This window comes from Haloarchaeobius salinus, assembly GCF_024464185.1.
Lineage (GTDB): Archaea > Halobacteriota > Halobacteria > Halobacteriales > Natrialbaceae > Haloarchaeobius > Haloarchaeobius salinus.
The window spans coordinates 21,750-35,261 of record NZ_JANHAU010000006.1 but is presented as its reverse complement, the minus strand read 5'-3'; the positions used below and the strand labels follow the sequence as shown (position 1 = coordinate 35,261).

Here is a 13,512-nt window from a genome sequence, read left to right as displayed (position 1 = left end):
ACTCACTGCCAATCCGACGGCCGAACGAGGACAGGAACGGTGCTCCGGGATGCTCTCAGTCCCGCGTCACGATCTCGACTTCCTGTCCGTCGGGCGTCTTGGTGAAGGCGTAGCGGTCGTTGCAGGACTCGGGGTCGCGGTAGTCCTCGGCACCGCGTGCCATCAGGGCGTCCCACGTCCCGTGGAGGTCGTCACACCGGACCGCGACGTGACCCCACGCGTCACCCACGTCGTACGTGCGGTCGTCGTAGTTGTAGGTGAGTTCGACACTCATCGCCTCGTCGGCGGCGTCCGCGGGCTTCAGGAAGTAGAGCGCGAAGTCGTCGAACTCCTCGCGGCGGAACAGCCCGTACTCGAGCTTGCGGGTGAACCAGCCGATGGCGGCGTCGGCGTCCTCGACGCGGAGCATCGTGTGGTCGAGGCTCCACTTCGCGCCGTGGTCGCGCTCGACGATCTCGACCTCGTGGCCGTCGGGGTCGCGAACGAACGCGTAGGAACCGCCGCAGGAGTCGGGGTCGCGGTAGTCCTCGACGCCCTCGTCCATGAGCTCCTCGTAGGCGTCGTAGACGTCCTCGACGCGGACGGCGATGTGGCCCCACGCGTCGCCGTGGTCGTAGGTGCGGCCGTCGTGGTTGTAGGTTAGTTCGAGGAGCGCGCCCTCCTCGTGGACGTCCTCGGGCCCGAGGAAGACGTTGGTGAACGTGTCGGCCTCCCAGCGCCCCTTCTCCTCGTAGTCGAGGTGGGTGGTGTACCAGTCGAGGCTGGCGTCGAGGTCCTCCACGCGCATCATCGTGTGGTCGAGTGTCGCCTGCATGGGCGGCCGTACGGCCAGCGCGTTGAAACCAGTAGCGGATGCGGAACTCGGGGGACTGAGCTTCGAGTGAACCCTAACGCACACGCGAGCGGAGAAGCCGCCGTCGACTACTTGCGCAGCACGAGCTTCAGCACGTCCTCGTCCTCGAGCACGTGATCCTCGCCGACCTGCTGGCCGTCGTGTTTCGCGCTCGGGCCGCGGATACGGGCGAACCGGAAGCGGTCCTCGAAGTCGCCGCCGAGCTTCGAGAGGGCGTCCTCGATGGTCGCGCCCTCGGGCACGACGAGGGGTTCCTCCCAGTCGACGCCGCGGCCGGGTTTGTCCATGTAGACCCGGATGAGACCGAGCTGCTCCCAGATGCGCTCTTTCAGCGCGTCGAGGCCCTTCTCCTCCACGGCGGAGATGAACGTCGCCTCCTCGGGGTCGATGTCGCGCTTCCGCAGCTCCTCGTCGACCTGTTCCTTGTAGGAGGGCTCGATGAGGTCGGTCTTGTTGATGGTCACGATGGAGGGCGTGTACACCCGGTTGTCCATGATGCCGTCGATGAGCCGGTCGATGTCGAGCTCCTCGCCGAGGTTGATGTCGGCGTTGACGTAGCCGTGCTCGCGCAGGACCTGTTTGATGGTGTCGTCGTCCATCGGCTGGTCGACGGTCGAGGTCACCTTGATGCCGTCCTTGATCTTCTTGCGGATGGTGACCCGTGGGGGCGTCTGGTCGATCCGGATCTTGTTGTTGTACAGCTCCGTGCGAAGTCGGTCGTACTGCTCGATCTCGAACACGGAGAGCATGAACACGAGGAGGTCGGCGCTTCGAACGACGGAGAGGACTTCCTTCCCGCCACCGCGACCGTCCGCCGCACCCTCGATGAGACCGGGCACGTCGAGCAGCTGGATGTGTGCGCCGTTGATGTCGACCATACCGGGGTTGACCGTCAGCGTGGTGAACTCGTACTCGCCGGTCTCCGAGTCGGCGTTCGTCATCGCGTTGATGAGCGTCGACTTGCCCACGCTGGGGAAGCCGACGAGTGCGACCGAGGCGTCGCCGTGTTTCTCGACCGCGTAGCCCTGCCCGCCGCCGCTGCCCGACTGGTTCTCCAGCTTCTCCTTCTTCTGGGCGAGCTTCGACTTCAGTCGCCCGATGTGGGCCTCGGTGGACTTGTTGTAGGGCGTGTTGGCTATCTCCTCCTCGATCGCCTCGATCTCCTCTTCGAGCCCCATCGTTCCACTCTCGGCCGTGGGAGCCGAAAAACCTGTCCACTCGTCTCGTCGACCACGCCGTCGCGCCACCCTGTCCGACCCCGACACGTACCACGACTTCGACACGTTCATACAGCGCCGTCAGAAACGCCGAGATAGACGATGCCGAACCCGGCCCAGTTGCGCGACAGCACGCAGATCGTCCTCCCCGCGGGGACGCCGGCGGAGCTGCGGGACCGCCTCGCTGAGGAGTTCGTGCTGACGATGCTGGAGGAGGGCGACACCTACCGGTTCGTCGGCAGCCCGGTCGAGATCGACCGCGCCAGCGACTACCTCGTCAGGCAGGGCGTTCCCATCGCCTGAACGTCGACGACCCTGTACAGTTCGCGGCTGGACTCACTCCGCCGAGCGAAGCCGGTCGAGTGCGGCGAGCGTCCCCTCGGCGTGGGCACCGTCGAGAACCACGTCGGCGGCCGAAAGCGCACGCTCGTCGGCGTTCGACGGCGCGAAGCTCCGGCCGGCGCGCTCGAACGTGGAGACGTCGTTCTCCGAGTCCCCGATGGCGACGAAGGCCGACGGCTCGTAGCCCATGAGTTCCGCGACCCGTTCGAGCATCAGTCCCTTCGACATGTCGGGCTGCTTGAGGTGGTAGGCGTACCCCGTGTCGACGACCTCCAGGCCGTGCTCGGCCGCGACACTGCGGAGCAGCTCCTCGTCGGCGTCGAGACGGATGGCCACCTCGGTCTCGCGCCAGCGGTTCACGAGGTCGACGTCGCCCCAGCCGAGGTCGCCGCCGGCGTCCTGGAACGCCTCGATGGCCGCGGTGGTCCGCTGGCGGTCACCGTGGACCAGCACCTCGTCGTTCACGTGGGCGATACCGCCGTTCTCGGCGATGACGCGTTCCTCGATGGCCACGAAGGTACAGAGCGCGATGGGGTACGGGAACGCCTTGCCCGTCGCCAGTACGACGGGTGCGGGCCAGTCGCGGACCGGCTCGAAGACGCGCGGGTCGATGCCGCCCTCGGGTCGGGTGAGCGTACCGTCGATGTCGAGGACGAGCGGCGAGGCGTGGCTCATACCTCCCCTGGGGTGACCGACGGTAAATGACTCACGTTCCGGTGTAGGGTGGGTACCCGTCATCGAGATCCCAGCCCAGGCCCTATCCCGAACGAGTGACCTTCGTCTACAATCGCAGACATAGTATTGTGGTATTAAAGCAATACTAATTGGGGCGACTGTCGGTGATTTCACGGGAGTGAATCCAGGTTCGTACTGGGTCCGTCGCCCGTCGACTCGGATCTCCTCAGGTCGCTTCTCTGTCTCAAGTCGTTCCTCTGAATCACAGATCTTGGTCCTCAGGGAATGGCCTGTACTTCAGTAGCTGGTGGTGCGGTCACAAGGAGATTGCTGCGTAATTGGTGCCGGACTTCCAAACAACGCCAGCAGTTCCACACCCATCAAACCCTGTCAAAAGTGGTACTATTTTCACATCGAGAGAATTTCAATATGCGACTCACAGAAGATACCAGAGCCTCGCTAGGCGTCTGCGCTCAGTTTCACAATCGGTGAAACCACCCGCAAGAAGACCCGTGAATACCGATTGTGAAGATTGTGTGTGGGCGTATTCCGGCCGGAGAAGAAAGTCAGCCCGAGATCGATTCCGATGAAATATGTGTTTTGGGACTTCAGCTAAGCTGTTTAGGAGATATTGATGGGAGTGCGGACATCATGTCGAATGGGTTGGCCCACTGACCCGAATTTTCACAATCGTTCCCCGTCTTGCGGTTTGGTCTGCGTGTGAATCTCGGAAGGGCCAGTAGCTGTTTTCACTGGCAACCCAGGTAATTCTGAAACGCACATATTCGGGTATCCCAGGCACTGAATGCCCGAAATCTGTTTTCATAGAACGGAGGTTGCCTCCCCGCGGTTCGCGTTTCACACTCAGGTTAATTACAGCCGTAGTATCCCTCTTGCGGGTGTTTTGCCCGATTGTGAAACAATGGAGAACGAACTAGCGCCCCGCTCGAAGGCTGTCGACGTCTCTCAAGGCGAAAATCCGAGTGTGAAAATTCACGGTGATCTAGGGGCGTCCGATCATCCCAGGTTCGAGCTGGCCTCCGATGAAAGGGATATTTCGGCTGGCTAGCTGAACCGGTACTCGGTCAGTCGGATACACTCTCGACGTGGGCGGTGTTCGTCTTACGAGGGCCAGTCCAGCGTGCCGAGCGCCTCGATAGTTTTGTGTGATTACTGAATCACCGTCCCGGTCGGAATAACAACTCAAGTACTATGTGAAAACGTGAAACGTTCACTAACCGACGATTGAATCGAAGGGTGAGAAGTCAATAGCACCGCAAACCGGTCTTCGGATATCCGAATTATGGTCGGCGTCGAGCAAGGCCACTCGGAGGTGTCCGAGGGGGTAGATGGCGGCCAGTCCGGGGGTTCGATGCTGAACTGCTGTGGTGGGATCCCCTGGCTGTAAATCTTCTCGACGCACAGCTCTCCTTCCGGTGGATCGTTCAAGACGGGAAGCACCTCGTGGCCCGTGCAGTGGTTCGTGACGAACCAGGTCGTTTCGTCGACGTCATAGTCTGCCATCTTGTCGAAGTCCTCGGGGACGGCACGATATGTGTCGTGATTCACGTACTTCTGTTCAGGGTACTGGCGGCCGGCCTCTCTCACGGACACGTGATGTGTCGACTCCTCGAGGTCGCCTGCGCCGTGGCCGTAGTCGACGCCCTGGCCGTAGCTTTCGTCGATCGTCTTCGGGCCTTCCAGGCGGAACAATGCCTGATACACCATCGGGACGTCGACGTCGAATGCGGTCCCGTCGACGCGGGACAGGAGACAGAAGCCTCGGATCTCACTCGCGTTGCAGGTCGTACAGTCGACTGAACACGAGCGTCGGGAACCGCGGTTCGAGCCGACTGGGCGGCCGGCCCGCGCTCTCCGCCCGGCGTTCCGTCGTCACGCGCTCCGTGATACCCTCCTCCGCCAGCTCGTACAGGTACCGTTTCACCGTCGAGGGCGAGAGGTCGACACCCGGTGCCGCGGCGACTGACTCCGCCGCCTCCCCCACCGATGTCGTGGCCTCGTCGGGCAGGTCGACCAGCGTCCGCAGCACCAGCTGTCTGTTCTCCGGCAGCGTCAACACGCGTCCGAGCGCGACCGTCGGCCGGGGAACCGCGTCGAGACCGGCCCCGAGGTCGCGCTCGTGGATGCGCCCGTGTCCCTCGCCCGTCGCGACCTCCGCGGCCCCGAACAGCGCGGTGAGCGCGTCGTGGGCGTCCCCCTCCGCCCACTCCGCGACGCGCCTGATCTGTTCGTGGTCGAACGACTGGCGGGCGAGTCCGTCCGAGGCTCTGCCGGTCAGCAGGTCGACGAGCGCGTGCTGCTGGTACGGCGGCACGTGGATGTGCTCTGGCGGCAGCAGTTCGCTCGAGAGCTCCTCGGGCGGGGTCCGCCCGACCGCGATCCAGCTGAGTCGGTCGTCCATCCCGTCGAACGCATCGTGGAGCGTCGCCAACCCGAGCGTGTCGAGTTCGTCGACGTGGTCGACGGCCACGACGGCACGGTCCGTCCCGGACAGGCGCTCCATCAGCCGCGACCGCAGCGAGTCCGTCCGCACGCCCTGTTTCGGCACCTGCTCGTCGACGAGTCCGTCGAGCACCGTGTGGTACAGGCCGAACTCGCTGTCGTCGACCCGTGCGTCGACGTAGACGAAGTCGGGTGCCGGCGTCGAGCGGGCACGTGTCGTGGTGTGGATGACGCTCCCGGTCCCGGTCAGCATCCGGTCGAGGTGCTCGAACAGGGCGGTGACGACGGCCGACTTGCCGACTCCCCCGTCCCCCCAGACGTAGGCTGTCGGTGGCAGCGACCGCTCGAAGATCGGGTCGAGGTGGTCGAGCAGTTGCTCGAGCACCGGCCCCCGGCCCGACGGCTCTTCGACGTGGACGACCGGCGACAGGGCGTCGTAGTCCTGGACGATACGGGGCTCGCCGCTGCGCCGTTGTCGTCGTCTGATTCGTGCTTCGATATCCATGCGTTGGGTCGGTTCGGTAGTCGTAGCTCAATCCGCCCCGACGCTAAAAACCCTCGGCACAGCGCCGAAGGACGCGTCGAGAGCCTCCGTCGTCGAAGGTGGTCACGGCTCAGAGGTAGCCCGCGTTCGGCAGCACCGCGACGATCTCGAGGATCGCCACGCCCACCATGGCGATGGCGATGGCCATCGCGGGCGGGTCGACGTGGGTCCCGGAGTGCGCGTAGAAGATGCGCTGGGTCACCTCGCCGAGCAGGCCGCTCACCGCGCCGAAGCCGCCGGCCGCCAGCAGCGCGACGACCGGGCCGAAGTCGGGCAGGAGCACGACCGCACCGACCGCCCCGATGAGGGTGATGTGGTGGGTCACCGGGATCTTCTCGACGCCCAGCTGCAGGAACAGCAGGCTCATCGCCGAGATGGCGTAGCCGAGGAAGATGCTCCCGGTGAGGATGTAGATGTACCCGCCGAGGATGCCCCCGACGAGGCCGATGGCGGTGACGCCCGACCACCTGTACTGGTGCGGGAGCCACGGCTCGGTCGCCAGACGGCCCTCGTGCTCCATGGGAGCCTCGACGTCCTCACCGCCGTCGGTGGCGGTGCGGGGCTCCTCGCGCTCGAACGGCGACATGTCGAGGATGCTGGAGCCGGCCGACTTCCCGACGATGGGGTAGCCGAAGACGACCCGCGCCAGGAACGCGCTCACGACGACGGTCAGCGCGATGGAGTCGGTGACGCCGGTGCCACTGACCACGAGGAGTGCGCCGGCGAACTGGTTGAACACCGCCCCGAAGACGCCGAATACGGCACCGACGGCGAGGATGTCCGGCTTGGTGCCGAAGGCGTACAGGATGTTCTTCCCGAAGTGGTAGTCCCAGCCGTCGGGCTCCATCTCGGGGTACTTCTTGCCGGCGTAGGCCGACGCCGCGACACCGCCCGCGAAGGCGATGTGCGGGCCGGTGACGGCACCGAAGCCGATGATGCCCGTCAGGCCCGCTGCGAGTTCACCCTGCCCGACCGCGAGGGCTTCGCCACCGAGCTGCCGGTTGAGGATCGCGATGCCCTCGCCGAGGAAGACGACGAAACCCGTGAAGATGAACGCGGGCAGCGCACCGATGGCGGCCCCGAACGCGCCGCCGGCTGCGGCCGCGATGAGCAGCAGCAGGAAGTTTTCGAGCGTGTAGCCGACGACCGGAACCGTCGTCTGGATCGCGAGCTCGAACATCGTCAGTCACCCCCGTCCTGCGCCCAGTTCAGGCTGCGCTCGACCGCGTCACCCCAGCGGTCGTACTTCGCGTCGAGCTCGTCCTGGTCCCCCTCGGGGTCGAACGCGCGGTCGACCTGCCAGTTCTCCCGGAGCTCGTCGACCGTCTCCCAGTAGTCGACGGCCAGCCCGGCGGCGTACGCCGCACCGAGCGCGGTGGTCTCGTCGACCTCGGGCCGGACGATGTCGGTGCCGAGGATGTCGGCCTGGAGCTGGCAGAGGAAGTTGTTCTTCACCGCGCCGCCGTCGACGCGGAGCCGACCCATGTCGATACCGGCGTCGGCCTCCATCGCCTCGGCCACGTCGCGGGTCTGGTACGCGATGGACTCGAGCGTCGCACGGACGATGTGCTCGCGCTCGGTCCCCCGCGTCATCCCGACGATGGTCCCGCGCGCGCGACCGTCCCAGTGAGGCGCACCGAGGCCCGTGAACGCCGGGACCATGTACACCCCGTCGGTCGAGTCGACGCTCCGGGCGAGCTCGGCCGTCTGGACCGGGTCGTCGATGAGCTTGACGTCCTCGAGCCACTCGATGGCCGCACCCGTGATGAAGATGGCACCCTCCAGCGCGTACTGGACGGGCTCGCCCGAGCGCTGGAAGCCCACCGTCGTCAGCAGCCCGTGGTCGCTCTCGACGGCCTCCTCCCCCGTGTTCATCAGGAAGAACGAACCCGTGCCGTAGGTGTTCTTCGCGTCCCCCTCGTCGAAGCAGGTCTGCCCGAAGAGCGCGGCCTGCTGGTCGCCGAGTGCGCCCGAGACGGGCACCTCCGCGCCGAGGAAGCCCTCGGGGTCGGTGCTGCCGTAGGTCGCGTCGTCGCTCGACGGCCGGACTTCGGGCAGCAACTCCTCGGGCACGTCGAACTCTTCGAGGAGCTCGTGGTCCCACTCCATCTCCCGGATGTCGTACAGCATCGTCCGGGAGGCGTTCGTGACGTCCGTGATGTGGTTCCCGGTCAGCTTGTAGATGAGCCAGCTGTCGATGGTCCCCATCAGGAGCTCCCCGCCCTCCGCTCGGTCCCGCAGGTCCTGGGGTACCGTGCGCTCTAACTTCATCGGGTCGGCGTTGTCGAGCAGCCACTCGACCTTCGTCGCCGAGAAGTAGGCGTCGGCCTCGAGGCCGGTCTTCTCCCGGATCCACTCCACCTTCCCTTCGGACTCGAGCTCCTCGACGCGGTCTGTCGTCCGCCGGTCCTGCCAGACGAGGGCGTTGTGGACCGGTCTGCCGGTCGCCGCGTCCCAGAGCAGCGTCGTCTCGCGCTGGTTCGTGATGCCCAGCGCGGCGAGTTGCTCCGGAGCGAGATCGGCCTGCTCCAGTGCGGTCGCGACGACCGACTTCGTGTTCTCCCAGATCTCCATCGGGTCGTGCTCGACCCAGCCGGGTTCCGGGTAGATCTGTTCGTGCTTCTCGTATGCGTTGGCGACGACCTGTCCAGCGTGGTCGAACACCATGAAGCGAGTCCCTGTCGTCCCCTGGTCTATCGCGCCGACGTAGTGCTTGCCTGCCATAGGTTCCTCCGTGTCCGCGGGCCGATGTTTACTGTTGGCCCACAACCAGTAGTAAACACTATGGTAAACCCTGATAAAACTTGTGCGTGATGTTCACAATCAGAACAGTCTTACGGCCGCTGGCGGTCTAATTCACCGAACACGTTTGGATTCTCTCCGATTTCCAGCCTCGCAGGAGAGTGTATTACTGCTGGTGCGGGCACCAGGGTAAACAATGAAGTACTCGCGGTCCGCAGTGTCGATAACCGGATGGCAACGACCACCGAAGTACTCGTCGTCGGCGGCGGGTCCACGGGCACGGGCATCGCACGCGACCTCGCCATGCGCGGGGTCGACGTCACGCTCGTCGAGCAGGGCAACCTGACGCACGGCACCACCGGGCGCATGCACGGGTTGCTCCACAGCGGCGGCCGCTACGCCGTCGCCGACCAGGCGAGCGCGAGGGAGTGTATCGAGGAGAACCGCGTCCTGCGCGACATCGCCGGCCACTGCGTCGAGATGACCGGCGGGCTGTTCGTCAAGCGCCCGGAGGACACGGACGAATACTTCGAGGAGAAGCTCCAGGGCTGTCGGGAGTGCGACATCCCCGCGGAGGTGCTCTCCGCCGCGGAGGCCCGCGAGGTCGAACCGTACCTCGCGAAGGACATCGACAGGGCCATCGAGGTCCCCGACGGCGCGGTCGACCCGTTCCGACTCGTCGTCGCGAACGCCGTCTCCGCCGAGGACCACGGCGCGCGCATCGAGACCCACGCCGAGGTCGTCGACCTGCTCACCGACGGTGACGAGGTCACGGGCGTCCGCGTGAAACACGACTCCGGGCCGGGCAAGCGCGAGCACGGGCTCCCCGGGCAGACGGAGGAGATCCACGCCGAGCACGTCGTCAACGCGGCCGGCGCGTGGTCCGGCCAGCTCGGCGAGATGGCCGGCGTCGACGTCGAGGTCCGGCCGTCGAAGGGCGTCATGGTCGTCATGAACGTCCGCCAGGTCGACACCGTCGTGAACCGGTGCAAGCCGAAGGGCGACGCCGACATCGTCGTCCCACACGAGACGACGGCCATCCTCGGCACCACCGACGAGGAGGTCGACGACCCCGAGGACTACCCCGAGGAGGGCTGGGAGGTCGACCACATGATCGACGAGCTGTCGAAGCTCGTCCCCATCCTCTCCGACGCGCGGACCATCCGCTCGTTCTGGGGCGTCAGGCCGCTGTACGAGCCGCCGGACACCGGGACGACGGACCCGACGGACATCACGCGGGACTTCTTCCTGCTCGACCACGCGGACCGCGACGACCTGCAGGGGCTGACGACGGTCGTCGGCGGGAAGTTCACCACCTACCGGCTGATGGCCGAGAAGGTGACCGACCACGTCTGCGACCGCCTCGGCGTGCGCGCGTCGTGTGCGACCGCCGACGAACCCCTACCGGGCAGCGAGAACCTCGACCGGCTCGACGAGGCGATGGCCGACTACGGCCTGCGCTCGCCCGTTGCCCGCCGCAGCAAGCAGCGCCTCGGCTCGTACGCGCCGGACGTCCTCGGCACCGACGAGCCGAACCCGGTGCTCTGCGAGTGCGAGGCAGTCACCCGTGCGGAGGTCCAGCACGCCATCGGCCAGGCCGGCACAGACCTCAACGCGGTGCGGCTCCGGACCCGGGCCTCGATGGGCAACTGCCAGGGCGGCTTCTGCTGTCACCGCCTCGCGAACGAGCTCCACCCCGAGTACGACGCCGACACCGCCGAGGCGTCCCTCGACGAGCTCTGGCAGGAGCGCTGGAAGGGCCACCGGCACGCGCTCTGGGGCGAGCAGCTCTCGCAGGCGATGCTGAACCACACCCTCCACGCGACGACCTGGAACCGCGACGGCGACGACTCGGACGTGGACTGGGACGCCTTCGCCACGCCGACACGGACCGCCACCGACGGAGGGACCCATGATCGCGACTGAGGTGCTCGTCGTCGGTGGCGGGCTCGCGGGGTCGGTCGCCGCGCTGTCGGCTGCGCGCGAGGGCGCACGGGTCACCCTCGTCTCGAAGTCCGAGAGCACGCTGAAGCAGGCCTCGGGCCTCGTGGACGTGCTGGGGCGGGTCGACGGCGACCTCGTCGCGGACCCGTTCGCGGCCATCGACGACCTCCCAGACGAGCATCCCTACTCGGTCGTGGGCACCGACGCGCTCCGGGAGGGGCTCGCCCTGTTCGACGACGTGACCGGCGACCGCTACCGTGGGGGCGACCGGAACGCGCTCGTCCCCACCACGCAGGGAACGGTCAAACCGACGCTCCGGTACCCCGCGAGCGTCGCCCCCGGCGTCGCGGGCGACGGCCGGGAGACGCTGCTCGTCGGCATCTCGACGGACCCGGACTTCGACGCCAAGCGTGCGGCGGAGTCACTGGACGCGACAGTACCGGGCGACGTGCGGGGCGTCACGGTCCGGTTCCCACGCCTGCGCGACGACGCCAAGCGGACCAGACACGCGAAGCTCCTCGCAGAGGACGAGGCGTTCCGCGACGCGCTCGTCGAGAAGATCGCGCCGAAGGTCGAGGGTGCAGACCGCGTCGGCTTCCCGGCAGTGTTCGGCGAGGACCCCGCCTTCGTCAGGGACGAGCTGGAGGCGCGCTTCGACGCGGCCGGCGAACCGGTGTCGGTGTTCGAGGTGCCGACCGGCCCGCCGAGCATCCCCGGCACGCGACTCCGGAACCTACTCCGACACGAACTGGAGGCCGCGGGTGTGGAGCTCGTCACCGGGGTTCCAGTGGTCGACTTCGAGGCGGATGGAGAGAGAGTCGAGTCGGTCGTCGTCGACCGCAACGGTGCACGCGTGCCGTACGCACCCGAGCAGGTCGTCCTCGCGACCGGCGGACTCGTCGGCGAGGGTATCGACTCCGAACGCGACCGGGTGTACGAACCCGTCTTCGACCTCCACGTGCCACACCCCGAGGACCGGTACGACTGGTCCGAGGAACCCGCGTTCGGCGAGCACGCGTTCGCCCGCTTCGGCGTGCGCATCGACGCCGACGGGCGGGCCCTGGACGCTGAGGGGTCGGTCGCGTACGAGAACCTCCGGGCGGCCGGCGCGGTCGTCGGGGGTGCGGACACGGCGATGCAGAAGGCGGCGAGCGGCGTCTCGCTGGCGACGGGCTGGCGAGCAGGGACACGGGCAGCCACGGCAGTGAACCAGACATGAGTACGGACAACGAGGACGACTTCGAACCGATCCAGGTGTTCCCCGAGGGCGACGCAGACCTGCGTCCCGGGGCGGACAGTTGCTACAAGTGCTCGACGTGCGACTCGTCGTGTCCAGTCGCCGAGGTGGACGACGAGTTCCCCGGCCCGAAGTTCCAGGGCCCGGAGCAGTGGCGGCTCACGCGCAAGGAGGACCAGGAGATCGACGACTCCATCATGAAGTGCTCGAACTGCATGCGCTGTGACGGCGCGTGCCCCTCAGACGTGCCGCTGAGCCAGATGCACAACACGGCCCGCGCGCAGTACGTCGAGGAGTCGATGAGCAAGCTCTCGGTCGAGTACTGGCGCAACCGGCTGCTCGCGAACTACGGCACGATGGCCCGCTTCGGCTCCATGTTCCCGCGGCTCACCAACGCCGTCATGGGCAACTCGCTCGTCCAGGCGGTGAACGACCAGTTCCTCGGCATCACCAGCGAGCGCGAGTTCCCCGCGTTCGCGACCGAGACCTTCCGCGAGTGGTGGGCGGCCCGCGGCGGCGCGGCCGTCAAGAGCGAGGACAGGCGCGTCGCCTACTTCCACGGCGACTACGCGAACTACAACACCCCAGAGGTCGGCAAGGCGATGGTCCGCGTCTTCGAGCACTTCGGCTACGAGGTCGCGGTCCCGGAGCAGCGCTGCTCGGGCACGCCGATGTTCGCCAACGGAATGCTCGACGACGCCCGACGCGCCGCACGGTTCAACGTCGAGACGTTCGCCGACCTCGTCGACGACGGCTACGACGTCGTCTGCTCGTGTACCTCGTGCTCGATGGCACTCCGGCAGGAGTACCCCGAGCTGTTCGACTTCGCGGACACCGAGCGCGTCTCGGCGCACACCTATGACGCCGTCGAGTACCTCCGCATCCACGAGGACCTGGACGGCGAGCTCGCGGCCGTCGACGACGTCGACGCACCCGACTTCGCCTACCACGCACCGTGTCACGCTCGCAACCAGGGACTGGACGGTCAGACGACGGCGGTGCTCTCCAACCTCGACGACGTGGACGCCCACGACGTCGGCGAGTCCTGCTCGGGCATCTCCGGCACCTACGGCTGGAAGTCCGAGAACTACGACACCTCGATGGCCATCGGCGAGGAGATGTTCGAGCACATGGACGAGGCCGAACCGGAGACCGGCCTGACCGAGTGTCCGACCTGCGCGATGCAGATGGAACACGGCAGCGGCTCCCCCGTCAAGCACACCCTGCAGGTCATCGAGGCAGCACTCACGGACCGGTCGCTCCCGGCCTGACCCTCCCGTCACCCCCGCCCTGCCCCCGATAACCCACCATTACTAATTTTCAGATGATACCACCACCAGCAGGAAATTTAAGTATCACGAGGGGTATCTACACCTAACAACGTCGGCGGCACCCCTGGCACGACCCGGCCGTTCACGACCGGCTGAAACCTCACCCTACTCCCCCAGAGAGACGGCACGAGGGTGGTGGCTCGGTCGTCAGGGGCCCCTCGCGG

Annotated in this window: 11 protein-coding genes; 4 read left to right on the top strand and 7 right to left on the bottom strand. The window is 66.5% G+C overall.

Annotated elements, in window-relative coordinates; genetic code table 11:
- Positions 1-55: 55 nt before the first annotated feature.
- The gene (locus NO345_RS16735; RefSeq protein ID WP_256301134.1) at positions 56-814 is read right to left on the bottom strand and encodes a VOC family protein; all 759 of its coding nucleotides are present in this window, start codon (positions 812-814) and stop codon (positions 56-58) included.
- 107 nt (positions 815-921) lie between these two features.
- On the bottom strand, positions 922-2,031 hold the full coding sequence (locus tag NO345_RS16730; RefSeq protein WP_256301132.1) for an OBG GTPase family GTP-binding protein: 1,110 nt from the start codon (positions 2,029-2,031) through the stop codon (positions 922-924).
- A gap of 141 nt (positions 2,032-2,172) precedes the next feature.
- Between NO345_RS16730 and NO345_RS16725 the strand changes: the two genes are divergently transcribed.
- Positions 2,173-2,373 (top strand): VNG_1110C family protein, encoded by a 201-nt coding sequence (locus NO345_RS16725; protein WP_256301130.1) that lies wholly within the window; start codon positions 2,173-2,175, stop codon positions 2,371-2,373.
- Between the two features lie 33 nt (positions 2,374-2,406).
- Here NO345_RS16725 and NO345_RS16720 read toward each other — a convergent pair whose 3' ends face one another.
- From NO345_RS16720 to glpK, 5 genes are all read right to left on the bottom strand, one after another.
- Positions 2,407-3,087, bottom strand: a complete 681-nt coding sequence (locus NO345_RS16720; RefSeq protein WP_256301129.1) for an HAD hydrolase family protein — start codon at positions 3,085-3,087, stop codon at positions 2,407-2,409.
- 1,203 nt (positions 3,088-4,290) lie between these two features.
- Entirely contained in the window at positions 4,291-4,815 is a 525-nt protein-coding gene (locus tag NO345_RS16715; protein ID WP_256301128.1) for a hypothetical protein, read from the bottom strand.
- Positions 4,816-4,876: 61 nt separating this feature from the next.
- Entirely contained in the window at positions 4,877-6,055 is a 1,179-nt protein-coding gene (locus NO345_RS16710) for a Cdc6/Cdc18 family protein (RefSeq protein WP_256301126.1), read from the bottom strand.
- Positions 6,056-6,164: 109 nt separating this feature from the next.
- Positions 6,165-7,274 (bottom strand): DUF7973 family transport facilitator, encoded by a 1,110-nt coding sequence (locus tag NO345_RS16705; protein WP_256301125.1) that lies wholly within the window; start codon positions 7,272-7,274, stop codon positions 6,165-6,167.
- A gap of 2 nt (positions 7,275-7,276) precedes the next feature.
- Positions 7,277-8,818 (bottom strand): glycerol kinase GlpK, encoded by a 1,542-nt coding sequence (gene glpK, locus NO345_RS16700; protein WP_256301124.1) that lies wholly within the window; start codon positions 8,816-8,818, stop codon positions 7,277-7,279.
- A 249-nt stretch (positions 8,819-9,067) separates the two neighbouring features.
- Here glpK and glpA point away from each other — a divergent pair, with 249 nt between their 5' ends.
- The 3 genes from glpA to NO345_RS16685 are packed head-to-tail and all read left to right on the top strand — an operon-like array spanning position 9,068 to position 13,288.
- Positions 9,068-10,762 (top strand): anaerobic glycerol-3-phosphate dehydrogenase subunit GlpA, encoded by a 1,695-nt coding sequence (glpA, locus tag NO345_RS16695; RefSeq protein WP_256301122.1) that lies wholly within the window; start codon positions 9,068-9,070, stop codon positions 10,760-10,762.
- Positions 10,749-11,999, top strand: coding sequence for a glycerol-3-phosphate dehydrogenase subunit GlpB (gene glpB, locus NO345_RS16690; RefSeq protein ID WP_256301120.1), 1,251 nt, complete (start codon positions 10,749-10,751; stop codon positions 11,997-11,999). The genes glpA and glpB overlap by 14 nt, the downstream gene beginning before the upstream one ends.
- Positions 11,996-13,288: an anaerobic glycerol-3-phosphate dehydrogenase subunit C gene (locus tag NO345_RS16685; RefSeq protein ID WP_256301118.1), complete on the top strand. Its 1,293-nt coding sequence runs from the start codon at positions 11,996-11,998 to the stop codon at positions 13,286-13,288. Before glpB ends, NO345_RS16685 begins: the two co-directional genes overlap by 4 nt.
- Positions 13,289-13,512 lie beyond the last annotated feature (224 nt).